Source organism: Paenibacillus sp. J22P169 (assembly GCF_059691995.1).
Map to the genome: position 1 here is coordinate 1,996,970 of NZ_JCAUAO010000001.1, position 24,471 is coordinate 2,021,440.

17 protein-coding genes are annotated in these 24,471 nt (G+C 46.3%); 2 read left to right on the plus strand and 15 right to left on the minus strand.

The window, feature by feature from the left end; genetic code table 11:
* Positions 1–79: 79 nt before the first annotated feature.
* From AC58QG_RS09550 to AC58QG_RS09565, 4 genes are all read right to left on the minus strand, one after another.
* Positions 80–943 (minus strand): EamA family transporter, encoded by an 864-nt coding sequence (locus AC58QG_RS09550; protein ID WP_497361813.1) that lies wholly within the window; start codon positions 941–943, stop codon positions 80–82.
* A gap of 36 nt (positions 944–979) precedes the next feature.
* Positions 980–3,187, minus strand: coding sequence for a GDYXXLXY domain-containing protein (locus AC58QG_RS09555; RefSeq protein WP_497361814.1), 2,208 nt, complete (start codon positions 3,185–3,187; stop codon positions 980–982).
* Positions 3,188–3,273: 86 nt separating this feature from the next.
* The gene (locus AC58QG_RS09560) at positions 3,274–5,094 is read right to left on the minus strand and encodes an ABC transporter ATP-binding protein (protein ID WP_497361815.1); all 1,821 of its coding nucleotides are present in this window, start codon (positions 5,092–5,094) and stop codon (positions 3,274–3,276) included.
* A complete protein-coding gene (locus tag AC58QG_RS09565; protein WP_497361816.1) occupies positions 5,060–6,832 on the minus strand; it encodes an ABC transporter ATP-binding protein in 1,773 nt (590 codons plus the stop codon). The genes AC58QG_RS09560 and AC58QG_RS09565 overlap by 35 nt, the downstream gene beginning before the upstream one ends.
* Before the next feature lie 181 nt (positions 6,833–7,013).
* On the opposite strand from AC58QG_RS09565, the gene AC58QG_RS09570 reads away from it, so the two are divergent.
* Together AC58QG_RS09570 and AC58QG_RS09575 are read left to right on the plus strand one after the other, a co-directional pair.
* Complete coding sequence (locus tag AC58QG_RS09570) at positions 7,014–7,220, plus strand: YrzA family protein (protein ID WP_497361817.1); 207 nt, start codon at positions 7,014–7,016, stop codon at positions 7,218–7,220.
* Position 7,221: 1 nt separating this feature from the next.
* Positions 7,222–8,136 (plus strand): helix-turn-helix domain-containing protein, encoded by a 915-nt coding sequence (locus tag AC58QG_RS09575; RefSeq protein ID WP_497361818.1) that lies wholly within the window; start codon positions 7,222–7,224, stop codon positions 8,134–8,136.
* A gap of 22 nt (positions 8,137–8,158) precedes the next feature.
* Here the strand turns inward: AC58QG_RS09575 and AC58QG_RS09580 are convergent, their stop codons facing one another.
* From AC58QG_RS09580 to AC58QG_RS09630, 11 genes are all read right to left on the minus strand, one after another.
* On the minus strand, positions 8,159–9,118 hold the full coding sequence (locus AC58QG_RS09580) for an acetylxylan esterase (protein ID WP_497361819.1): 960 nt from the start codon (positions 9,116–9,118) through the stop codon (positions 8,159–8,161).
* Positions 9,119–9,142: 24 nt separating this feature from the next.
* Positions 9,143–10,789, minus strand: a complete 1,647-nt coding sequence (locus tag AC58QG_RS09585; protein ID WP_497361820.1) for a hypothetical protein — start codon at positions 10,787–10,789, stop codon at positions 9,143–9,145.
* 518 nt (positions 10,790–11,307) lie between these two features.
* Positions 11,308–12,423, minus strand: coding sequence for an alanine dehydrogenase (gene ald / locus AC58QG_RS09590; protein WP_497361821.1), 1,116 nt, complete (start codon positions 12,421–12,423; stop codon positions 11,308–11,310).
* 122 nt (positions 12,424–12,545) lie between these two features.
* Complete coding sequence (locus AC58QG_RS09595; RefSeq protein ID WP_497361822.1) at positions 12,546–14,201, minus strand: PucR family transcriptional regulator; 1,656 nt, start codon at positions 14,199–14,201, stop codon at positions 12,546–12,548.
* Positions 14,202–14,427: 226 nt separating this feature from the next.
* Entirely contained in the window at positions 14,428–15,702 is a 1,275-nt protein-coding gene (locus tag AC58QG_RS09600; protein ID WP_497361823.1) for a hypothetical protein, read from the minus strand.
* Positions 15,703–15,822: 120 nt separating this feature from the next.
* A complete protein-coding gene (locus AC58QG_RS09605; RefSeq protein ID WP_497361824.1) occupies positions 15,823–16,911 on the minus strand; it encodes a helix-turn-helix domain-containing protein in 1,089 nt (362 codons plus the stop codon).
* A gap of 5 nt (positions 16,912–16,916) precedes the next feature.
* On the minus strand, positions 16,917–18,713 hold the full coding sequence (locus AC58QG_RS09610) for a cache domain-containing sensor histidine kinase (protein WP_497361825.1): 1,797 nt from the start codon (positions 18,711–18,713) through the stop codon (positions 16,917–16,919).
* 86 nt (positions 18,714–18,799) lie between these two features.
* A complete protein-coding gene (locus AC58QG_RS09615) occupies positions 18,800–20,335 on the minus strand; it encodes an extracellular solute-binding protein (protein ID WP_497361826.1) in 1,536 nt (511 codons plus the stop codon).
* Positions 20,336–20,376: 41 nt separating this feature from the next.
* A complete protein-coding gene (locus tag AC58QG_RS09620; protein WP_497361827.1) occupies positions 20,377–21,255 on the minus strand; it encodes a carbohydrate ABC transporter permease in 879 nt (292 codons plus the stop codon).
* Between the two features lie 17 nt (positions 21,256–21,272).
* Complete coding sequence (locus tag AC58QG_RS09625; RefSeq protein WP_497361828.1) at positions 21,273–22,241, minus strand: ABC transporter permease; 969 nt, start codon at positions 22,239–22,241, stop codon at positions 21,273–21,275.
* 119 nt (positions 22,242–22,360) lie between these two features.
* Positions 22,361–24,370 (minus strand): beta-galactosidase, encoded by a 2,010-nt coding sequence (locus AC58QG_RS09630; RefSeq protein WP_497361829.1) that lies wholly within the window; start codon positions 24,368–24,370, stop codon positions 22,361–22,363.
* Between the last annotated feature and the right edge of the window lie 101 nt (positions 24,371–24,471).

The window sequence follows — 24,471 nt, forward strand, 5'->3', positions numbered from 1 at the left end:
TGGCACGAATATTCCTATTGTAACGCATTTACGCCAGATCAGAAAGTATATGTTGTAATTTACATGGCGAAATGCGATTTTAAGAAGCAACTAACTTCATCATGAGTATGCCTACCATAGCAATTGCTAAGCCTGATTGTTCGAGTTTCGAGAATTTGTCCCTCAAAATAAATCGCGTATACAATAATACGATCAGTACATTCAGGGCAACTACCGCTGAAACCAGACCTGTTATCCCATTTGCAAAACCATGAATGATGAGTATCATTCCCATGACATTGGTAATGCCAACTGCCATACCAAATAAGAACGTCTTTTGTTCTGTCCAAGTACTTCCTGCTGATGGCTGCGCGGCGTTCTTTCTATCTCGCAACCACCAGATGCCGAAGCAAATTGTGCCCGTCGCAAACATATAGAACAAGGTCGGAAATAGCGAAGCGTGTACGAGGGTTGTCCATTTACTGGACAAGTCATTAAAAGCAAATAAGAATAGTGCTACGACGCCCCAACCCGCACCTTGTAAGTTTTTTAGCGTAATATCATTGGAGTATCTGACGAATAAAATACCGATAACAATAACAACAAAGGCAAACAACTGAAGGAAGTTCAGCCGTTCACCCCATAGGACATAAGCAAATAGTACGACAACAACCGATGGTAACCCTGTCAAAATTGCAACCAACGAAGCCTTGCCGACTGCAAAGCCCTTGAACATGCTGGCGTTGGCACCGAAGGAGAACAAGCCCATTTGAATCCCGATTAGTGCTGATACTTCCCACTCCGACTGCCAGATCAGAGCACACACGAGACTAACAACCGCACCCATCGCAAACGTGCCGCAAAGTAATACATTTCGATTCAACGATTGCTGACTTGACCAATGATAAAGAATTCCTCGCAGCCCAAAGCATAGGGCCGCGAGGACGGAAAATAAAAGCCACATGATGTTCGTTACCTCATTCTTTCTATAAATGCTGATTTATTTCTCTGTTAAACGTACTAAGATCGCATCCCCGCTTGCGGATACTTTTACTTCAGCAAACTTAGCATTCTGTTCATACGCTCTTCCTGTTCCCTCAGGGATAAAGAAATTCTCGATACCGTACACAATCCCTTCGTATCCCTCTCTTTCACCATTCAAGCGGACTTCCTCAGGTGCAAGTTGTTCGCCTGGCATATACTCCCTGCGGAACTCATACACATTCGAGGTTCCACTTGGAGCAAGGACAACGGTTATTTTCCCTTTGAAAGTCATTTTTTCCGGAATTTGATAAATCTCAGGCTCTGAGATCGTATAACGCAGGCGCACATAGTCACCTTGAATTAATGAACGAGGGTCCAACGGTTCCAGCTGCAGCTTGATCAGCTTGCCATGACTGAGCAGATATTCACTTTTACCAATTTGCAAAGACATTGCGGCTACTTGCAATAATACTAATAAAGCGATAATCCAACGATTCGCTCCATATACAGGACTAGGAGGCGATATCTCTTCTTGTTCGAGCTTCTGTCTCTTTTCAAGCCACACCGTGATCCCTAAAATCAGAATGCCAATAATCGCGAAGCTAATGGATTTATGCAGCAGCTTCCAAGCCAAATCGTAATATTTGTACACAAGGAAGGCTATCCAGAAGCCCATCGACCAGGCATATATCCATCGAACCTGAAGCTGCCGGCTAATCAGGATCGCCGCTAGAACTAGCAAGAAGAACAGAACATTCGTGACGTAGTACCAACCCGATTCTGTCAGGAAGGTTAACGCGAATAGTGCTAGCAAGAAAGCCGGAAAGCTGCTGTACAAGACTGGCTCTCGATACGTAGATTGACGGATCAGCTGGCCGCCAGCAAACAGCAGGAAGAGCAAGCCGGAAAGTATACTGAGCACAGCAACCCCGCTGTTGATCCAATCAAACAAGACAAAGGCCACGATGATGATTGATGCCAAGAAAAACAGGATCCGTGTAACTAAGCCATGAAGATAGGCAAATGCCACAAGTGTTAAGGCTAGAAAAATGAGCAGCATCGAGGATTGCCCTGTACCTACAGCTGCGCCAGTCCCCAACATAAGTCCACTTATCAAAATCGTAAAGCGGGCTAGTATATTGAATTTTCTCGCAGCTAGCATCCCAATGACAGCTACTAACCCGTATCCAATCAGAATATTGGCCGGATCATCAAACCCTAGAACAACAGTTACGAGACCAATCAATGTAAAGCAACCTAGCAGTGAGCCGATGATAATGACTGAAATCGTAAGCACGCGTACGACCCACTTACTGAAGTCACCATCGCCTTTGGAGGCTGGAGCAGCTTCTACTTCTGTTTCTATTTTCTTAGAGGCAGGCTTCCAGGCTCGCACATAGTTCATAAACATCACATTCGCGCCGATAAACACAATTACAAAAAGCAAGCTTACAATAAAAAACAGTTCATTATGGTACTCAATAATCAATTCGACGTACTTCGTGGTGATCGCGGCTGAAATCCAAAGCCCTGCGAACAACAGATATACTTTATTCTGTGTCTTATGCGCATACATGACGGCTGCTGCCAGCATCGCAATGAGTGGCAGGTTCATCCAAATGCCATAATTCTCGAACGTATGGGACACTGACATGATAATGAATATACATAGTGTCGCTTGAAAGGTCACCCATTTGAGAAATGGGGAATGTAAGCGGCCCTTCTCAAACAAGACGAACAAGGTGCCGTTCACGATGGCTAAACCTAACCAAATGGCAAGTGTAGTTCCTTCTGCTTCAGCATAACTTCCCCATTTGGGAAAGAAGAACAACCCATAAGCAAGATGGCCAAGAATATAACTTAAAACATAGTAAGGCTGCCACCTTGTTAAGATCGCATACAGCACGGCTGGCAGAAACCACACGAGAAACAAGCTGTAGCTGTCTGCATGCGAATTGTAGGTTTGACCGATCAATCCCACCCCAACACCGAAGGAAATACAACTGGCAAACAGGCTTAATTTACTTAAAAACTCTCTTCCCACATGGCGAGAAAGCCAAACGGATAATCCATAGAACCCCAAAATAAGCACAAATATCGGAATAAATTTCTCTAATCGGTTTAACTTCTCCCAGTTCGAAGCGAAGAAATAACCGATAGCAGTTAAAAGAGCACTAGCCCCCAATACATATCCTAGCTGGATCATGACTTTGTTGGATTTCATGCTGTTCATCTCCTCTCTTACCATGCTTCTAATTGTACAGGAGATCACTGATTTGAGAAGTACTATCTATTCCTAGTACCTGATCATTAGCCTATGGATGAAATGCGACCTTCCTTTTCATTCCCCTCAGTTTGCGTTCCTTGTGAATGCTGAACCAATTGCTCATAAAAGCCCTGAAAAGCAAGCAGCTCGGCATGTGTACCTTCTTCAACAATTTCCCCGTGACTCATCACGATAATACGGTCGGCATGCATAATTGTTGAGATGCGATGTGCAATGACAATCGTCGTTCTTCCTTCGGCAACAATGTTCAGTGCTGTTTGAATGAGCTGCTCGGTTTGTGAATCCAGGTTAGCTGTAGCCTCATCTAAGATAAGAACTTTAGGCTGGAATACGATGATGCGGGCAAAAGAAATCAATTGTCGTTCCCCGGCCGACAAACCGCTGCCTCGCTCTGAAATCCGTGTCTCATACCCATCCTTCATCCGAGAAATCAGTGCATCCGCACCGACCAATTTACAGGCATCCATCACCGTCTCTGGTGAAATCGTAGGATCGAACATTCTTACATTTTCCAAAATGCTCCCTGCATACAAATAAGGCTCTTGTTGTACCAAGCCAATCGTCCGATGGAGATCCGTCTGTGAAATGTCTCGAATATCCACACCATCAATCCGGATGCTGCCGCCTTGGACATCATAGAAGCGGCAAAGCAGGCTTATCAGCGAGCTTTTGCCTGCACCCGTAGTACCAACAATACCAATCATCTCGCCAGGTGCGATATGTAACTGAAGATCTTCGATGACAGCTGTGTCTTTCTGATAACCGAAGCGTACATGATCAAAATGGATATCACCTTTTACGTCTACCAGCGTGATCAGCTCCGAAGCCTCTTTGTCTTTCACTTCAGGCTGAGCCGCGAAAATGTTCCATATCCGAGTCATGGACACTTGCGTGGATTGTAAGGTATTCCATTGCTGCGTAATATTATTGATCGGCTGAAAGAATTGCCTAATATACGTAATGAAGGCGTAGAGCACGCCAAATTCAACCGCTTTGTCGAAGACGGCAATACCGCCAATCCAAGTAATAAAGGCGATCGATAAATTTCCTAAGATGTCAAAGGAGCGGTTGAATAACACATTCGTTCGAACCTCTCTCAGGTTCGCTCGGAAATAGCCCGTGTTCTTATCCGTAAAGCGACTCATTTGCTCTTTCTCTTGATGGAAGGCTTGAATCAGGTGCATGCCTGATAAATTCTCAGCCGTGAAAGCAACCATTTGAGACAGCTTCGAACGCGATAGCTGATAGGTTTTGCGCATATATTGGCGGAAGCCCACCGCGATGAGTATGATGATCGGAATCACAATCATACTGTACAGCGTCAGCGTCGGATCCAAATGATACATAAGAACGACGATGAAAATCAATGTCATACTATCACGTACTAAACTTAGGAGCACTTGCGTGAAGAACTGGTTCAAGGTTTCCGTATCGCTAGAAACATGGGTGATGAGGCTGCCGCTTGGCGTTTTATCATAATATGACATGGATTGCTTGAAAATATGTTGAAAGAGATCCTTGCGGATTTTAGCTACAATGCTTTGACCTGCGAATTGCAGTAAATTATTTTGTAAGTAGCTGAAGAACATGCTTGAGATTGATAACACCCCGTACATCACACAGATCATGATCAGGGCACTGAAGTCATTTTTACCGATCATCAAATTATCATCAATCGCAATTTTGACCAAGTAAGGCTGAAATAAGTCTGCCGCGATACCTAGCAGCGCACACACAATAACAATAGCAAATGTAAGCTTATGCGGTTTGGCGTACTTGGCTAACGCGCGAAAAGATGCTTGCGTTTGTTTAGGCTCTAGTGGAGGTTTCGTCTGCTTGAACATCTTCGTTGCCCCCTTCCTGTATGGCATACAGCTCCGCATACAAGCCCTCTTGCGCAAGTAGTTGATCATGCGTGCCACGTTGCACAATTCTTCCTTCATGCAGCACGATGATTTCATCGGTGTGTTTCAGTGCCGAGATACGATGCGCAATCCAGATGGTCGTCTTATTCGATCGCTCCTGCCTGATCGCATCGATAATATGCTTCTCTGTCACTGAATCTACCGCACTGACGCTGTCATCTAGAATCATCAAAGGTGAATCCTTAATAATCCCTCTTGCTAAGCTGGTTCGTTGGCGTTGACCACCTGATAAGGTGACCCCACGTTCACCGAGCTTCGTCTCAAATTTTTCTGGAAACGACACGATACTAGACAAAATTTGCGCCTTATTGGCAGCATGCTCCACTTGTTCGATCGAGGATTCCCTTTTGAAGAAGGCAATATTATCCCTAATCGAAGTGCTGAACAGAAATCCCTCCTGCGGCACATAAGCGATTTGATTCCGCAAGCTTTCAAGCGTCACGTCACGGATATCGCTATCGCCAATCCATACGGTCCCTTCCGGCGGATCATAGATACGCAGCATGATTTTCATCAAGGTGGACTTCCCGCTGCCCGTTTTGCCAATAATACCAATCGATTTGCCTGGTTCAATCTTCAGTGAGATATCGTGCAGCACTTCATCCTCATCATCTGGATAAGAGAAGGATAAATGTTCGATGCGAATTTCTTCCTGCTCGAGATGGGTAGGCTGGGCAAGCTCCTTCTGTTTGATTTCCGATTCCATCGTCAGCAGTTCATTCACCCGCTCCAAGGAAGCTCGTGAGCGCTGCAGCGCATTAATCACACGTCCAATTTGCTGTAAGGGATTGACCATCATCCGAATGTACAGCGTTAATTCAACGAAATTCCCGATCGTAATCCTGCCATGAATCGTCAAATAGCCCCCGAAAGCAATCGCAACAATGAGCGATACCGCACCCAGAAACGGAATTATAGCTTCAAATAGCGAGGAAAGCCGCACTAATCGTAACTGATTGTCTCGAATGCGATCAACGGTTTCACTAAATCGGCCGATCATAATCGGTTCTACTGCGAATTTCTTAGCTACCCGAATACCGCCGAATTGCTCTTCTGCCGACTCCGTCATGGATCCTAAAGCTTCCTGAACCGCTAAGGACCGCTCCTTAATAATGGGTTGAAATTTGACAGATAAAATAGGAATGAGTAATAAAGGCACGATACAGATCAGGATGACATACAACGGAATGGAACTGAATAGCATCGAAAAAATTGCGGCAGCGATTAAAATGACAGAGTTTACAACTTGGTTGATGCCCATCGAGATCGATTCTCGAATAACCGTGACATCATTCATTACATAACTCAGCAGCTTGCCAACGCCATTCTTCGAATAAAACGTTGCTCCCAATTGGGTGAAATGATCAAACAAACGATTTCTCGTTTCGAATTCGAAGCGTCGCCCGTTCCGCATGATCATGTATTGCCCAATCGCGCACAAAACACCGAAGGTAACCCCGATGACGAGCAGCTCTAGACTATACTTGGCAATTAAGCTTTTGCTGAGTCCACCCTTTTGCAGCTGATCCGTAAACATCCCAAGTAACTTGGGGTAGTACGAGTAAACAATATTCCCTACCGTAATAGAGAGTGCGGCAATGACATACAACGGCCATTTCTTTAGTAAGAAATCAACCAATAACCGTGTAGGTTTCAAACGACATCACTTCCCATACCTTTTTTGACTGGCTTGTAAGGCTTTACATTGTATTATAAACGTCCGATCCTATGCAATTCACAGTATACGCCTATTCAGTTGCACTTCCTATATCAAATATTGACGTTATAATAAGAGAAGTCGTCATAAATTTACATAGAACCGAAGGAGGCGCAGGATCATGGACTTTATTTTAGATCGAATTGAAAATAAAATTGAATTTTTTCAAGCCTATGACTTGAAAACACTCGAAAAGAAAATTAATGACCAAATTGATAATAACAAGGCGCTAATGCTTGATGTTTATGCCATCCAGCATCACATTGTATTCGACCCGAATGCAGGTAAAATGCTGTATAGTGCTGTTGTTCATTTCAAAGTGAAATAAGATGACGATCAAGCGAAGCATTATGGAATCGCCGGGCCATCTCTATTTCGTTCCTGAGCTGCCACTTTATGTGAATCGTGTTCACGAATCCTTTGATTTGCAGCAGCATACACATGATTTCATCGAAATTAGCTATGTAGCTGAAGGTAGCGGCTCCCACTATATTGACAATGTCAGTATGCAAGTGACCAAAGGAGATCTCTTTTTCCTGCCGGTTGGCATATCCCATGTGTTCCGACCTTCCTCGACGAATCAAAAAAAACCGCTCATTGTGTATAACTGTATTTTTACGCAGGCATGGATGAACCAATTGCTTCAGCATGCTGCGATGATGGGCGAGCAAGAAATCCCACTTTTTTTTCAAAAAGCGGCTGAACCGAATGGTGAGGTGGAATTCCTCTCCTTTCATGAACAAAACGGTGAATTCCAACCTTTGTTTGAGCGATTACTTTTCGAATATAATGCTCGCCGCGTCGGCTTTATTACCGTTATGCAAGCCTGCGTTGAGCAGTTGCTCGTGTTTATGCATCGTGCGACGCTGGAACAGCTTCCGCAGGTTCCTCAAACCAGTATGAAAAGCATCGAGAATTTATTGGCGTATATACGTATGAATTGCAGCAGCCCCATCACGCTTGTCGAGGCGGCCACCAAGCTTTCCTTGAGTGAACGCCAGCTCCAACGACAGTTGAAAAAGCTAACAGGGATGACCTTCACAACGTATGTGCAGCACGCCCGATTGGAAGCCTGTTGTCAGTATTTGCGCGAGTCTTCCGATAAAATCAGTGATATTGCTGCACTTGTTGGCTATCAGGATATGAAATTCTTCAATCAGCTTTTCAAAAAAATGATCGGTGTCACACCGAGTCAATATCGCCAGCAGCAAGCTGAGCGCAAAAAACCACTCGCATCTAATTGAATGGGAGTGGTTTTTTTATTTGTTAAAGATCCATCATGAACTGGAAAGTCAAATCATTGAAGCCTGGTAACCCCTCGTGTGCAAAATCAGGGAATATTTCCAACTTTTTATTTGCTGTGATTTTATTGTACGCTGCAAATTGGGTAGACGGCGGGCATACAGTGTCCATGAGACCTACGGCCATCATCACATCACCTTGAATACGATTCGCTAAATTTTGAATATCGATGTAGCCTAATTTCGTGAAGTATTCTTCCTCACGTTTGTGCTGTGGGTCATGACGACGGAAGAAATCCTTCAACTCTTGATACGCATCCTTCGCCAAATCCATCTCCCATACGCGCTTATAATCACTGAGGAATGGGTAGACTGGTGCCAGTTTCTTAATGCGTGGTTCTAACGCTGCACAAGCAATCGTCAACGCACCGCCTTGTGAGCCTCCCATCGCACCTACACGTGTAGCGTCAACCTCAGGCATACTCATTGCAATCCCCGCAAGCTGTGCGGTATCCAAGAAAATATCACGGAATAAGAGCTGATCCGGATGATCATCCAAACCACGAACAATGTGGCCTCGTAATGTAGTCCCTTTGGTTCCGCCTACATCCTCAGAGAACCCGCCTTGACCACGGCAATCCATAGAGAAGAACGAATAGCCAAGCGCTGCGTATGAAAGCTTATCATTCCAATCCCCTGAACTACCGGAATATCCATGAAACTGAACAATAGCTGGATGAGGCTCCGTCACGTTCTTCGGACGTATGTATTTCGCGTAAATACGAGCTCCCTTCACACCAGTGAAATACAGATCAAAGCAGTCCGCATACGGAACTTGAAATTCACTTGGGCGAAGTTCAATTTGGGGATCTACCGCTTTCATTTCAGCGATTGCACGCTCCCAGTATGCATCAAAGTCTTCGGGTCTTGGATTACGCCCTTCATACGTGAGAAGCTTCTCTAGTGGATAATCAATTGCTGGCATGTGTACATCCTCTTTTCTATGAATTTAAGCGACCGTATAGGAATTGAAATCTATGGCTTCACCATTGATAAGTCTACTGATTTCCTTCGTTGGATCGCCGCTTACTAACAATGTTTGATTCATCAAGGACGTATATGTGATTGCGTTATTTTCACCATAATTGGGTTGCTTGCTTATCATTATTTCTGCAAAATGGTGAACATCGCGAATTCCGTGTGACTCCGCTTCTGCCAGTTCGATGCATTCGACGACGACTGCATTCGTTCTCCCCCGGCTAGTTACAAAGCAGCGATCCTCCAGTATCTCGCGCTTATAGGCTTGCTGGATGAAGACAGCCATTAAGGCGTTACCTACCCGTCCAAAAAGGCCATTTGGTGACTCAACCCACTCACCTAACGGCAAACACCCTTTGATATAACCAGGCTGGTTCTCTGGTATGGAATAAGAAGCCACAATCACATTCTTATGAAAAAGCACTTCTGTGTATTCGCTTTGATGTCGCAAATCTCCTTCTGGCTGCTCCAAATCTGGATGGAAAAAATAAGCATGATTCACACCTTGTACGTGATCGAGCGGGAAAGCAACGTCCCAGCGGTGCTGTTCGTTATCGAACTCACGAATTCGCTCCCACATGCCGCCCATTGCAAAATTCTCTGTGAAGTATACATAACTGTGGAGATGATCATTTTCATGCTCCGCTTGATGGATTTGTTTTGGAATTTGTCGTTTAATTTCCACAGGCACTGATGACCGCTGCAGGGCTGTTTGAAGGCAATGCGCTGGTGCTTCATACACAAGGAAACCAGCATATTCAGTTCTTGGCATGTGATCCGGCAGCTTGAAATCCCCGAATTGTACGTAATCGTGAAGCACATTCATATCTTTGGGCATATCGTGCGGCCAAATCCGCGCGTGTGGGCCTGCCCATGCGCCTCCTAAGTAGTACATCGCACGTTCGTTCCATAAGTAGTCCAACATCCGAGCCAGCTCACTTCGAATTTCTTCATCTTGGATCAACTGCCATGCACATGTGAAAGCCTGCACCCAATGCCAGAACCATGGCAATCCACCGTACTCCGTCATCCCTTTGGAAGTTACACGTTCGAGCGTCATAAGCAAGCTTTCGTATCCATCTTTGAGTAAATCGGCATCCTCGTAGCGTTGTCCCAAAATGAGCTTGGCTGCAGTATATTTAGCTTCGTGATGTCCATAATTTGTGATCGGTTTCCGATAAAAATTGCAATCATATATATGGCGAATTGTCTTATCAAAAGCCACGCGAAGGCCATCACTCAATTGTTCTTGATAACGCTGAGCAAAATAAACCATCAAGCTCCCCATGAGCTCGACAGGCAATGTATTCTTGGACGCCTCTTGAGGCGTTGGTCTTAGATTAAGCGGCCAATGACCGTAGGTGCTACTAGCTGGATCCTGATCTTGGATCTCGAGTAAGTGTAGGAAAACGCGTTCCGCTTTGTCCTTCGCTTCTTGGCGATCACCCTCGAAAGGGATCGATGCATCTACGGAAGCGGCGAATAGATAGGATGCATAATAGAAGTTATCACGCACGTCCCCTTCGAAAAGAAAGCCATTGCTCAAGACTGGCTGTATGTACGCAGCGGCTGCAATGTTGGCAATGATTTCCACTTGTCGTTGCTGTATCGTCGTCAAATTGTCATCTCCTATTGAAAAGCTTATAAGGCTTAATTCTTCATAGCAAAAATTATGTGAGAACCTAGCATTGAAACGTTTCACTTTTCCAATTTTATATGCTAATAAATGTAGCGTCAATGTGAAGTTGCCGGGGTGGGGATTAATAGGACCGAATGTTTGGGTGATGGGGGGGGACTTAACTGGAAAATGTACATCTATTTCGACGAAATCACCCTGAATAGTCGATTTAGATGTAAAAAAGGTAGTTAATTCTCACCAGAATACTCCTATCAGCCAATTACCCAAAAAATAACTGTAGGAAATCCAATTAATCGCGGTTTGAACGGAAATCCCCAAGAATTAACTGTAGGAAATCCATCTATATGCCTAAAGCACTCTACTAGCTAAATTTCTACCCTTTCCACCGCCTTTCCACAATCCCGATTTCCCTTCTCCATACAACTCACTCCTAGCGGCACTTTACTTACCCCAAAAAAAGAACCTCCACAATCTTGTGGAGGCCTCTCATCTTATTTCTACTGTAGCAATGAATAAACATCAGTGTACGTATATCCGTGTGCTTCCGCAACAGCTTGATACGTGACATGTCCTTGTGCCACATTAATTCCCTTGGCAATAGCTTTGTTGTCGAGGGCTGCACGCTCGAAGCCTTTGTTGGCGATTTGCAGACCGTAAGTCGTTGTGACATTCGTCAACGCCAATGTGGAGGTGCGAGCCACGGCTCCAGGCATGTTCGCAACGGCATAATGGATGACACCGTGCTTCACATAGGTTGGTTGATCATGCGTAGTAATGCGGTCAATCGTCTCGATCGATCCACCCTGATCGATCGCAACGTCAATGATTACGCTGCCTGGACTCATCGTTTTCACCATGTCCTCCGTCACGAGACGAGGTGCGCGAGCACCTGGAATCAATACCGCACCGATAACCAGATCCGCATTACGCACAACTTCTGCGATGTTATACGGATTTGACATGATCGTTTTCACACGTCCCTGAAATTGATCATCTAATTGACGAAGCCGGTCCGCATTCAGGTCAATAATTGTTACATCAGCACCGAGCCCGATGGCCATTTTTGCTGCATTGGCACCGACAATTCCGCCACCAATAACAGCTACTTTCCCTGGTTCAACGCCTGGGACGCCGCCCAGTAGAATACCTTTGCCGCCATGCGCTTTCTCTAGAAAGTGCGCACCGATCTGAACAGACATCCGTCCAGCCACTTCACTCATCGGGGTTAGCAGCGGCAAACTTCCATTGTCCAGCTGAATCGTTTCATAAGCGATGGCTGTTACTTTTTTGTTAACCAACGCATGTGTTAGTTCTGGCTCAGGAGCAAGATGCAGGTACGTGTACAAAATCAAACCTTCATGAAAATAGCCGTACTCCTCGGGGAGCGGTTCTTTCACTTTGACTACCATATCTGCCGACCATACTTCCGCTGCGGTTGCAACAATCGTTGCTCCTGCTGCCGTATAATCCTCATCGGTGAAACCAATACTGTGTCCAGCTAAAGTTTCGATTCTTACATCGTGTCCAGCTTTTTTGTATGATAGCACCGAGCTCGGTGTCATGCCAACGCGAAACTCATTATTTTTAATTTCCTTAGGAACGCCAATAATCATGCCCCATCAACCTCTCTTGAGGACCCCCTAACGAAAGGATCGCTCTCTACTTGTCTCCAAGTATAAGAGAGAATTGGTTAAGTTCCATTAGACATTTTGTCAAAAATTGACCACGGTTCTTTTCACAATTTCTTCTCGGGATGGAGCAGCTGGTAGGCCCGGATCGCTACTTGCAGCGCCAATCTTTTCTCAGGATGCATATAATCAGCGCCCAGCAGCTCTTCAATTTTGTCCAATCGATAATAGAGGGATTGCCGCACGATAAAAAGCTGCTGCGCAGCGATTTGCTTCGAGCCATCGTGGTCGAGGTATACTTTCAGGGTTCGCAGCAGCTCACTGCCTTTCTGGCTGTCATGTTCCAAAATCGGACCGAGATAGGAGCGAATGAATGACTCCAGAATCCCCTTGTCTGCTATATGAAATAACAGCTCAAATACGCCCAGTTCATCATAAAACATCACGTTTTTCTGCTGCAGTGTGACCGTTAAGGATAATGCTTGCAGCGCTTGCTGATAGCTGCGATGCGCTTGCAGGAAGCTTTGATTGGGCTGGCCAATCCCGATCTTCAACTGGATCCCCTCGTTATCCTTCATCCCCTGAATCGACTCAAACACATGCTGCAAGCGCTCTTTAGCTGCCTTCTGGGGAGCCTTATCGAACGCGACAACGACAAGTCTGTTGTGTTTCAACGTGATTAAAGGATGAAATAGCTGCCCCTCAAAAATGGATCGTGCCGCAAGCGACAAGTGCAGCCCCGCAGATTCGATACCAGCATCTTCCGCGGCCACCCCTTCTTCGTGCTCCTGTTCAAATTCGATCAAAATAACCCGATAGGTCAGTGCGTTCAGCCGCTTAAATTCAGCACCGATCAGCACCTTAATCTGTTCCTCATCATGTATGCGCATATGAAGCAAATCATCGACCCATAGCGTTTGCGAATACAATTTTCTCTCTTCAATATAACGTTTGCGCAGCAAATCCTGCGCGATGGAAAGCGATGCCGAATCCAGAATCAAATACTCATACTCCTGCGGCTTACGATCCAGAACGAGCAGGATGTGAGCCCATGTTTTGCCCATAGCTCCAACAGGCTGAGCAATGACCGTGTGCCCTTCGACCTCTTCATAGTACGGTCCAACGCTTAGACCTTCATTTCCGCTTTCTAATTTTCTTCTCGCGAGAAAAGCCAACCACTGCGCTGACTCCCGCTTCCCAAGTGGCGGAGTGAACTTCGGCTGTGCATCCACAGGCGCATAAATGACTTGACCTTTGGTACTGCTTTGCAATAAAGCTAGTACATGCGCAACACCTTGTGAAGATAGGGTCATCCGATGGAATTCACGCGATATTTTTTCCAAATCCTGAAGAGCCTTATGATGTTGATTAATAATATGAGCATGAATATCCTGTGTGATATCAATAAACCGCACGGCTTCTGGGAAAATAATGAGCGGGAAATCGTGAGCCTCGGCCGCATCCAACCAAGCTTGTGGAACTGAACTTATATAGTGTCCCATCTCGATACAGAGACAGGTTACATTTCTATGGATTAATTGGTCTAGATAGGTCATGAACGAGTCGGTATCGTTTTTGAAGGCCGCACCTGTGGTGAGAATCATCTCCCCGCCTTGGAGCAGCTGTTCAAACTGTATCACCTCGATAATGTGAACCCAACGAACTAAGCGGCCTAAGCCCATTTTGCCAGCCGCGATGTAGGCATGTTGAAAGGAAGGGCGTTTCAATACCTCTTCAATGGATAATTGGTAGTGCTGATTCACGTAAAGTCACTTCTCTCATCTCGATCTACGCATTTCTAAAAGTTATCCACAATCTTTGTCCAAGAGTATTTGTGGATATGATAATGATTTGCGTTCATTAAGCTTCAATCTAAGTGTACACGAAAATCAGATGGGTTCCAAAGCCTTCCAAAATGAATATAAAAATGAAAATGCCGCCAGCTCCGACAAAATTGAGCTAGCGGCGTGCGCTTCACGCGTACAATATTCACGCTTCCTGCGAATTTCTGATACGAAGCACACCTTCGTTCGCTTGACGGACCAATTCCGCGAACTCTCCATACGGCTCGTCAGCAAGATCCAGCAGCCCATAATTCCCAATCAAGCCTTGCGGATTCCCATAGTCGTACATGGCAAACCAATGCGTTCCCACAACAAAGGGCATGCGGGCTGCTTCTTCCACAAAGCTGCGATAGGTTTCTCCCCTGCGGGACTGGTTCCTAACAAGGACATTACGGGCTCCGTTCGTATTAATCAGAAATCCTGCTTCCCTACCCGCGCAGAAGCTGAATTCCGTAATCATAAACGGCAAGCCAGTTCTTTCGTGAATGTGACTCATCCACCGTTCGGGCAGGTCGAAACTGTAAAAGTTCAGCGTAATCACATCTGCATAGTCTTTCATCACATCAAAAACAATCTCCGGTGTGCTCGTTCCAACCATCCTGTCCCCCAGGTTAAGCCGGTTTGGATCATATCGCTTGAGCGCAGCCGAAGTCGTTTTGTAATAAACCTCTGCAATCATACGAAGGAAAGCCATTTTATCCGCTTCCAGCGCTTCCGGATGATCCGCCCGGTAAACCGCAATATGCGCCAAATCTTCAAAATCCGTATATTCGGCTCCCCAAGTCTCATTCAATCCCTCAATTGAACTGTGGCATTCCCTCAGCATTTCGATCCAGGCCATCTTACCGTACCCGCTTGCCGGCTGTTCCAAATAGTCGTCAACTAGGCTAGTATCGTTAGAACCGTTGCCCGGGTCATTGTTGCCCCATTTGCCGCCATGTCCCCACCAGTGTATTTCATTATCGGTATAATAACCAATAACACCCGGATCGTTCATTAGCGCTTCGCCACGGCCGCTCATAAAGCAATCAAGGCATGCGCGTTCCACAGAAGCATGGAATTTGGGATCGAATACATCAGGGAAGCCTGTCCCCCAATCCGTATTGACCTTCGGCGCAAATCTGGACATGCGGATTTCAACTGTTTTCGGTAAACCGTTCCCCCAGTAATAGGGTTCATGCCAAGCGCCAAGCGTATTGAAGCCGAACTGACGGACCTGGTTCAGCTTATCCATGGCCCAATTGGGGAACCATTCTCGATTCCCGCCGTATTTTTGTACCAGATCCGTCTTCAGCCAATGAGCTTGATCCACGATCTGATTATGCACGCCATTTACACCGATGGAATAAAAGGGTTTGTTTTGCGGCGAGATAAACGCCCAATTTCCGTTATTTTGCTCTACTTTATAGAAATGACCCATACTTCCCCTCCCAAGAGCTAAGTGATTAGAACGCTTTAGACTCATTGTAGAAAAATCGATTCCGCATCACAATGAGGGCATGGAACGATATATATCAGAATCGTCGGGAAATCATCTGTCTTATCTTTCCATCCGTTTTTTGAATTCGGCGGGAGTTAAACCGAACTGTTCCTTAAATACTTGGGAAAAGTGAACGCTGTTGTCATACCCGACATCGTGTGCAATCTCATAAACTCTCTTATCGGTGGCTAGCAGTAATTCTCTCGCTTTCCCCATCCGGATTTGAATCAGATAACTCCAGACTGTCGTACCCGTTTCCTGCTTGAATAAATGAGCGAAATGATTCCTGCTGATCGCTACCCGATCCGCAATTTCCTGCAGGTTCAGCTTATCCGCGTAATGGTCGTTTATGAATGATTTTACTTCTTCTATAGCTCTGCGGGACGGTTGGTCCTTAATTGCTTGCGTGACTGCAAAAATCCGCTGTGCGCCTTCCTCCAAACGGCGCACAGCGCACAACCGAAAATAGCTGCGCACTTTATCCTGCAGAATCGTCTTCTCCCAGAGACCCAAATCCTTGCCCTCATGAAGCTCAATCTTTACCTTTTCTTTCTTGAGCTCTTCCACAATCATTTCCAACCATGCCATGGAAAGAGGATTTAACAGATAGAATCGGTCACCTGTCAGACTCTCCAACATATCCAATGTATCCACGACTAGGAGCGGAAGTGCCTCGAGTTGAACGGTCTGGATATGCAGCACCCATCGCTGCAGCATGTCTTGATGATGAGGAATCGATCGCATCAACAGCATAGCCGCTTCCGCTCGTCGCTGCGAGGCCACCTCACCGGTTGCACGGGCAAGAGCTCCATTCAGCTGCTCCTGGTCCACAGGCTTGATAATATAATCGATAGCTCCGAGCTGCATGCTTGTTTTGGCAAATTCAAATTCATCATAGCTTGAAACGACCACAGAAATCATCCACGGATATCTCTCGTTGACCTTCGCAATCAGATCCAGTCCGCCCATAAGGGGCATTTTGACATCTGTCACACATATATCCGCATAATGTTCCTCCAGCCATTCCAGAGCCTTCACACCGTTGGCTGCCAAGCCAGAAACAACCGTTTCCTCGCTGAATTGCTCGATTTTGCTGGTCAAACTCGATCGGATAAGGTGCTCGTCATCTGCGATAAGTACACGAAACATTTAGGCTATCGCTCCTTTTGGTTGTTCAATCTATAGGGAATCCTTACTGTGACCTTTACTCCTCCAAGACGGCTGCCTTTATCAATTTCGACACCTACACCATTCATCTGGTAGAAGGCTAGCAAACGGAAATGAACGTTTAAGAGACCGACATTCGTGAGCGAGGCGTATTCTTCTTGCGATGGCGTCACCATGAGCAGTCGGGCACGGAATGCTTCCAGTCGCTCTTCGTCGTAACCTTTCCCATTATCTTCAAAAATGATAGAGACAAAGTCTCCGTCCCGATGCGCTGATACCTCCAATCGTGTCAGCTCACCGGTCGTTTCAATGCCATGTTTTATGGCATTCTCCGCAATAGGTTGAAGAATGACTTTTAAACAGAGTACCTCTCGGCAGTCATCCGGTATATGAATCTGGTAGCTGACCTCTTCACCAAAACGGATTCGGCTGATGTTCATATAGTGACTGACATGGGCAATCTCATCCTCTAACTTCACAAGCATGTCCTGGTAGTTGGATGTGTATCTTAGCATGCGGGATAAGGAGATGGATGTACGCTCGATATCGGTATGTCCGGCTAAATGGGCCATGGAATTAATAGATTCTAGTGAATTATATAAAAAATGAGAACGAATCTGGGATTGCATCGCAGAGAAGGCAGCTCGTTGCTGCATCAGCCTCGTCTCTGTCAGCTGTAGGATCGATGCTTCGAGCTCATTCAACATCCGATTAAAGGAATGGCTTAAATCCGATACTTCATCGGTGCCTTCAATATGTATCCGATCCCTAAAGTTCCCATACTGAGCCCGCTTCATATGTGACCTGAGCTTGGACAAACGGCTAGTGATCGAAGCAGCAACCAAAGTGACCAGGGTGATGGCAAGAATAATACCCGTCGATGCAATCCCGATCGTGACGTTTCGAACCCTGTTGATGCTGGACGTGATATCTTGATTGGATAATATGGCGACCGTTTTCCAACCGGTGTAAGGGATCGTATCGAATACAATCAACTGCTCCGTTTCTTTTCGAAGGTAAGTGCCGCTTTTTGCAGTCAATTGTTCGGTAATATCGGGTTCCAGAACGCTTCCCACTTTCGATTGATTCTGGTGAACCAAGATGGTTCCATCCGGCTTGGCAATGAGTCCGATGCCTTTATCCCCAAGCTGCATCTGATTGAGAATGGCTTGCACCGGTTCCAGCGAGATATCCATCTTCAAGAACCCTTTGGCTTCAGGCTCGCCAAATTGTCCGGCCATCGATAAGAGAAGTACTTGCTCAGGATTATTATTATAATTTACATATGCGGTACTTTGAACGACGCGGTGATGGACCTTCTCCAACCGGCCAACTTCACTCAACCACGGCTCGTTCGCCATCGAATAATCCTTGGATAACCCTGAAGTGAGCGCATAATTAAATTCGCCGCCTTTATCCGATAACATGGATATGGACATGATCTCTGGCTGGCGCACAAGAAAAGACCTCAAATAATTACGCTCCAAAGAATGAAAGCCGGAAATGAGCTCGAAGCGGTCCTCCGGATCAACTTTAAGCCACTCCGTGAACTCATTGCTTGTTCCAAGAACCAGGAGACCACGCTCATATTCCATATACTGCCGGTTCAGATTGAGATTCGCTTGGCGCAAAATCTGCTCGCTGAAATGAGAAACGTCCTGCCGTATGGTTCGGGACGTGTCGTAATAGCTGAAAAACCCGATCATCGACACCATTGACACAATGATAACGATGAGCAGGCTAACCAGCTTCCATTTTAAGGATGCATGTATTTTCTTCCACACTTCTGCATCTACACCCCCATATAAGTGAAGAAGAACAACCCTCTCCCGGGAAACCCGGTCGAGGGTTGCTTTCCAAACCCAATGACCTATTTTTTCCTATTTTTATTGTACCAGTCTGTACGCTCCTTGACCATCTGATCGCCGCCTTGCTTACGCCAGGTTTTAACGAATTCGTCAAAGTGTTCAACAGGTGCTTTGCCAAGTACAATTTTACTGCCTTCTTCAAGGAACATTGTATCAATGTTATAGGTGTTCTTGGCAGCGGGCATACCTACAGCCTCATTTTTGAAGCCTTCTTTATCGCCAACAGCCCATGCGGCCTTCAACTTGGCGAAAGCAGCAGGATTGCTCAGCTTGGCTTCCTCTACCGCAGGGTTCGTACCATGAATCTTGAAGATCACGTTAAATGCTTTATTTTTCTCCATCTTCGCAGTGTCAACTACGATCTTGCCGTTTTCCTTTTTATAAGAATCCCCTTCTTGGCCCAAATCGGTGAACATCTGTCCTTCTTCGCTCATCAGCCAATCAAAATACTTGATGACCGCCTCAGGGTTTTTGGTACTCTTCATGATGATGTACGTTTTGGCAACCGGGCTCCAGCGGGTGCCAAGAGGACCATCATAACCTGTACCCCGAGGAGTCGGAATGGCGACGACATTTGGTTTATCGTTCGGAATCGTTTTGTCTAGATCAGCTTGCCATTGCCATGCCAGTTGTTGGGTGTGCGACCACATGCCGACCAACCCCGATTTGATTTTCTGTTCCCAGACCGTCCTGGAATTGGTCAGGAACTCAGAATCCATCACTTTTTCATCCACCATCGATTTGATAAATCCAAGCGATTGCTTCATATTGGGATGAATATTCTGGATGATTACCTCGTTGTTGTAATAAACTTCCGTATAGGAGTTGTTGACGCCCCACATGCCGAAGATATTGTCGCCCCAGGTGAATTTCTCCCGCATGGAGAATGGGATTTCATCCTTCTTGCCGTTTCCGTTCGGGTCTTTATCCCGGAATGCCTTCAGCACAGTCATCAGTTCATCGGAAGTTTTGGGAGCCTGCAATCCTAGCTTATCCAACCAGTCTTGACGCACGTACAGCGTTGAATTCGAATTACTGGAAGGCTGCGGAATGGCAAGAATTTTGCCGTTCACAGATACAGCATCCCATGCGGCTTGGGGAATATTTTTCTTCAAGTTTGGACCAAATTTATCGATCAGATCATTCAGTTCTAGAACCTTGCCTGCGGCAATCAGGTCGGCTTCAGGGCCAGACCAGGATTGATAGACATCTGGGAAATCGCCGGATGCGAATTTTAGCTTAAGCTGATCTTCATACTGCGAATGGGGTAGTGATACCAAATCCACATCTGTGTTCGTTTTCTTCTCCATGAAGACAATGTTGGGATCGCTCGCATCCAATGGAGGAAGTGACTGATCGGAAGCAAACATCCGGATTTTGACAGGTGCCGCCGGTGTTGAGGTGGCTGCTTGCGTTGCCTCTGCAGATTTGGTTGCTTCAGGAGTGCTGACTGCGCCTTCTTCCCCGGTTCCGCAGCCTGCGGCTAATAGCGAGAAAGCGGACAAAATAAATGCTGTTTGCTTTAACCCTTTTCTCATATAAACCTTCCTCTCAGATCTTGTTTATATATCAAAGCATGTTACTCTTTGATCGAACCGATGAGTGCGCCCTTGATAAAGTGCTTCTGGATGAAGGGATAAACCATAAGGATCGGAACTGTCGCGACTAGAATTGTTGCCATCTGGAGACCTTGCGGTGAAAGGACGACGTTGGATTCAACGAGGGAAGCCAATTCCTCGTTCATGTTAAACTGTGCAATCAAATTGTAAAGATACAACTGCAGCGGCCTCTGTTTGAAATCATTGATGTACAGCAAAGCGGAAAAGTAATTGTTCCAATGACTGACGGCATAAAAGAGAATTAGCGTCACCATGATAGGCGTTGATAGAGGAACTGCAATTTTCCACAAAATGGAGAACTCCTTCATGCCATCCACACGGGCAGCCTCGAACATTTCCTCAGGCAGCGACCGGAAGAAGGTCAGGCATATGAACATATTGAAGGCCGAAATCGCGCCTGGAATGATTAAAGCCCATACCGTGTTCAGCAAGTGAAGGTTTTTTACAATTAAGTATGTCGGAATCATTGGTGCCTGGAAGATCATCGTGAAGACAATCAGCATCAGAATGAAATTTTTCCCTTTAAGCCCCTGCTTAGCTAACGGATATGCGGTTACAACTGTCATGAACATGTTGACCGCTGTTCCGACAACTACGATGAATAGGGTGATGCCAAAGGATCTCCAAAACACTTTATTTTCCATCACGACTCTGTAATTATTTACATTTAAACCTTTTGGCCAAAAAGTAACTTCCCCCCGGATCAGCGCCTCCGGCGAACTAAGCGAGCTTGCGATGATATAGAGGAAGGGAAGCATAACGGCAGCGCACGCGATTAGCAGCACGATGTAGTTAAGCGTATCGAAGACTTTTTCTCCGAATGTGAGACGATAGTGCATCTCTTGTTCCTCCTCTCTTAAAATAGCCGCTCGCCGGTCGTGCTTCGGCTGATCCGGTTAGCAATGATCAATAGTCCGAACCCGACAATCGACTTAAACAATCCAATCGCCGTGGTCATGCTGTATTCACCTTTGAGAATGCCTTCCCGATAAGCGTACGTATCGATAATGTCTCCAACCTCATACGTAATGGGATTTAGGAAGACATAAATTTGCTCGACGCCCAGATCGAGGGTATGGCCGATTTTCAGAAGTAGAAGCAGCATAATTGCCGGCATCATACCGGGAATCGTTATATGCAGGAGCTGCCTCCATCGACCTGCTCCATCGATTCGAGCAGCTTCGTACAAGGAAGGATTGATACCTGTAATAGCCGCGAGGAAAACAATTGCACTCCACCCCGCCTCCTTCCACATGCCAGAGCTGACAACAATGGTACGGAACCAACTCGGCTCTTGCAGGAAAAAGATTGGCTCGTAACCGAAGGCCTTGATCATGTGGTTAATAAGTCCGATCTGGGGAGACAGGAGCATGTAACCGAAGCCCGCAATAATGATCCACGACAGAAAATGAGGAAGATAGACAATGGTCTGTATTGTCCGACGCATCGCCATGTTGCGGATCTCATTCAGTAGAATGGCGAGTATAATCGGAGCAGGAAACGCAAAGATCAGTTGATAAAAGCTTATGGCCAACGTGTTCCATAACAGCCGTCGGAAGTGTACAAACTCAAAAAACTGCCGAAACCATTTGAAGCCTACCCAATCGCTTTGCAAAAAGCCGCCGTACAAGTTGTACTCTTGAAACGCTATAATGCTTCCCAATAAAGGAACATACTTGAATACTAAAAAGTATAAAATACCTGGCGCCAACATAGCGTAGAACGGCCAAAAACGCCTCATATAACGAAATGTTGGGATTCCGGCAAGTCGCGTGTGCTTATCCTGCAGCGCCGCATCCTTCGCACTTGACGGTGCAGTACTCATGAAGTCAGCCTCCTTCTTTCTAAGATGTACCTTGATGTCTCTATACTTAAATTGTAAATGAAGCGTTTTCACTAAACAATAAGGGGATCAACCGAAAAGCATAGGAATCGTCTTGGCTTTCAATACAGGACCCGCACATCCTGCGAGTTCAATACGATCGCTCCATTAACGATTCTGTCCGTCAACGCATCCGTATACGTGGTATCAAGATGAACGGTTACATCATCTTCCGTATGGTTGATGACAAAGAGCAATTTACGTAAACTATCGTCGGAACCAACTCTGGCAATAGCTTCAACACCTTCCGGCAATCCGAACAAGATCGGCGTAATGCCTGCTTCACCGACGATCTGATCCAAGATGCCATATAATCCTTCCTTATCAGGAACAGTACCGATATATACCCCACAGCCATTACCGTAAGCTCTGCGGGTAACGGCCGGAGTCCCCCGATAGTAATTGCCAGTATATACCGCCATCGGTTCGGCCGCTGACTCTACCGGAAGTAAATCGATCACTTCGTACCACATCGTAGCTGCACTTATCTTACCGTTGTGCAGGTTACGGATTCCCACAGCAGGTTCTCCCTCGATAATACCGTAGTCCTCAATCCCAATCCCCAGCAGATCGCGAAACAGTCCCGGAAGCCGCTTCTGCGTGATCTGATTATTCCACTCCTTCGCTCCGGTGCGGATATCCGTTATGAAATAACCGCCGTCCTCCACGAATCGATACAGAGCATGTACTGTCTCTTCTTTGGCCATCATCAGGCTAGGAGCAACGAGCACCTCGTAGCCGGTGAAGTCCGCTTCCGGAGATACAATATCAACGGGAATTCCCCGATTGTAAAAGTAGGCATAATACATTTCAAAATGCTTGATGTATTCGTACCCTTTCATATGCGGTTGAAGCTCGAACGCCCACTCGTTGTTGTAGCAGCGAATGAGTCCTACTTTCGCCTGAGGCGATGTTCCGGACAGGAGCGGAGCCAGCTTCTTCAGCTCCAGCCCTACCTGCTTCACTTCCTCATATTTACGTCCGGGCTCACCATGGTGCTGCAGGATGCCATGCCAAAGCTCCTCGATGGAATAGGGCAGCGTCCTCCAACGGAAATAGACGATCGCATCCGCACCCCGGGCGACAGATTGGAACGTCCATCTTCGCAGCTCTCCCGGTATCGGAGTCGGAGCCATCTCAACAGCACCTGGAGCTCCGCTTTGGTGCTCCAGTACCCAATAGTTTCGACCGCCTTTGAAGCCTCGGGTCATATCATGCTGCTCTGCCGCATAAGCAGGTCGTTCCTTCGGTTCCGATTTCATATTCGGGTACACGTCCAGGGAAATCAGATCCAGCTCCTTGGACATGTCATAGAAATCCACTTGGTTATACTTACCCATCGCATTGTGTGTAATAAGCTGTCCCGAGGTGTTACGTCTGAGAATATTTACCTGAAACAGCTGATATTCGTGTACCGAGTCGGAGGAGAACCTGCGGTAATCCAGGGCAAGGCCCGGGTTGTGATGCTGATGCACGGCATAAGCAGGCAGATGCAGTTCATCCCATGTGCGATAAGTTTGACTGGAGAAAACCGTTCCCCACGCTTCATTGACCACTTCGATAGAGGCGTACTTCCGCTGCAGCCATCCAATAAAGGCTTCGCGACAACTGCTGCAATAACACCGGGCTGTATCAATCATCCCGAATTCATTGTCGATCTGCCATCCAATTACGTTGGCATTCGTTCCGTAATGACGAGCCATCTGAGTTACGATTCGCTCTGTATTCATCCGAAAATCCAGGTTGTTAAAGCAGTAGTGCCGTCTAGCTCCAAAACCTCGTGCCCGTCCGTACATATCCTGTTGGTAAATGCCGGGATTCTTATCCATCAGCCACTTCGGCGGACCAGCAGTCGGAGTCCCCAGTATCGTTTTTATTCCATTTTGCTCAAAGATCCTCATAACCCGGTCTAACCAGGAGAAATCGAATTCTCCCTCCGAGGGCTCCAGCCTCGACCATGCAAACTCGGCCATGCGGACCACGTTAAAGTGTGCTTCCATCATAAGCCGGGCATCTGTTTCCCAGCGTTCCTCCGGCCAATGCTCCGGATAATAACATGCGCCGAAATACATAAGCTATCTTCCTCCTCATCCAACTTATCTTCATTCTATGGCCGATGCTTGTATCCAACAATGAGGAGATCTTCCGAATTACATAGGGATAGCATGATTCT

What these genes read in the sequence shown, in the direction of transcription:
- AC58QG_RS09630 (WP_497361829.1), bottom strand. Translation starts at nt 24,370, where the DNA reads ATGTATTTCGGCGCATGTTATTATCCGGAGCATTGGCCGGAGGAACGC.
- AC58QG_RS09580 (WP_497361819.1), bottom strand. Translation starts at nt 9,118, where the DNA reads ATGCCAGCAATTGATTATCCACTAGAGAAGCTTCTCACGTATGAAGGG.
- AC58QG_RS09625 (WP_497361828.1), bottom strand. Translation starts at nt 22,241, where the DNA reads ATGAGTACTGCACCGTCAAGTGCGAAGGATGCGGCGCTGCAGGATAAG.
- AC58QG_RS09605 (WP_497361824.1), bottom strand. Translation starts at nt 16,911, where the DNA reads ATGTTTCGTGTACTTATCGCAGATGACGAGCACCTTATCCGATCGAGT.
- AC58QG_RS09575 (WP_497361818.1), top strand. Translation starts at nt 7,222, where the DNA reads ATGACGATCAAGCGAAGCATTATGGAATCGCCGGGCCATCTCTATTTC.
- ald (WP_497361821.1), bottom strand. Translation starts at nt 12,423, where the DNA reads ATGATTATTGGCGTTCCTAAGGAAATTAAAAATAATGAGTTTCGCGTT.
- AC58QG_RS09570 (WP_497361817.1), top strand. Translation starts at nt 7,014, where the DNA reads ATGGACTTTATTTTAGATCGAATTGAAAATAAAATTGAATTTTTTCAA.
- AC58QG_RS09550 (WP_497361813.1), bottom strand. Translation starts at nt 943, where the DNA reads ATGTGGCTTTTATTTTCCGTCCTCGCGGCCCTATGCTTTGGGCTGCGA.
- AC58QG_RS09560 (WP_497361815.1), bottom strand. Translation starts at nt 5,094, where the DNA reads ATGTTCAAGCAGACGAAACCTCCACTAGAGCCTAAACAAACGCAAGCA.
- AC58QG_RS09615 (WP_497361826.1), bottom strand. Translation starts at nt 20,335, where the DNA reads ATGAGAAAAGGGTTAAAGCAAACAGCATTTATTTTGTCCGCTTTCTCG.
- AC58QG_RS09555 (WP_497361814.1), bottom strand. Translation starts at nt 3,187, where the DNA reads ATGAAATCCAACAAAGTCATGATCCAGCTAGGATATGTATTGGGGGCT.
- AC58QG_RS09600 (WP_497361823.1), bottom strand. Translation starts at nt 15,702, where the DNA reads ATGGGTCATTTCTATAAAGTAGAGCAAAATAACGGAAATTGGGCGTTT.
- AC58QG_RS09620 (WP_497361827.1), bottom strand. Translation starts at nt 21,255, where the DNA reads ATGCACTATCGTCTCACATTCGGAGAAAAAGTCTTCGATACGCTTAAC.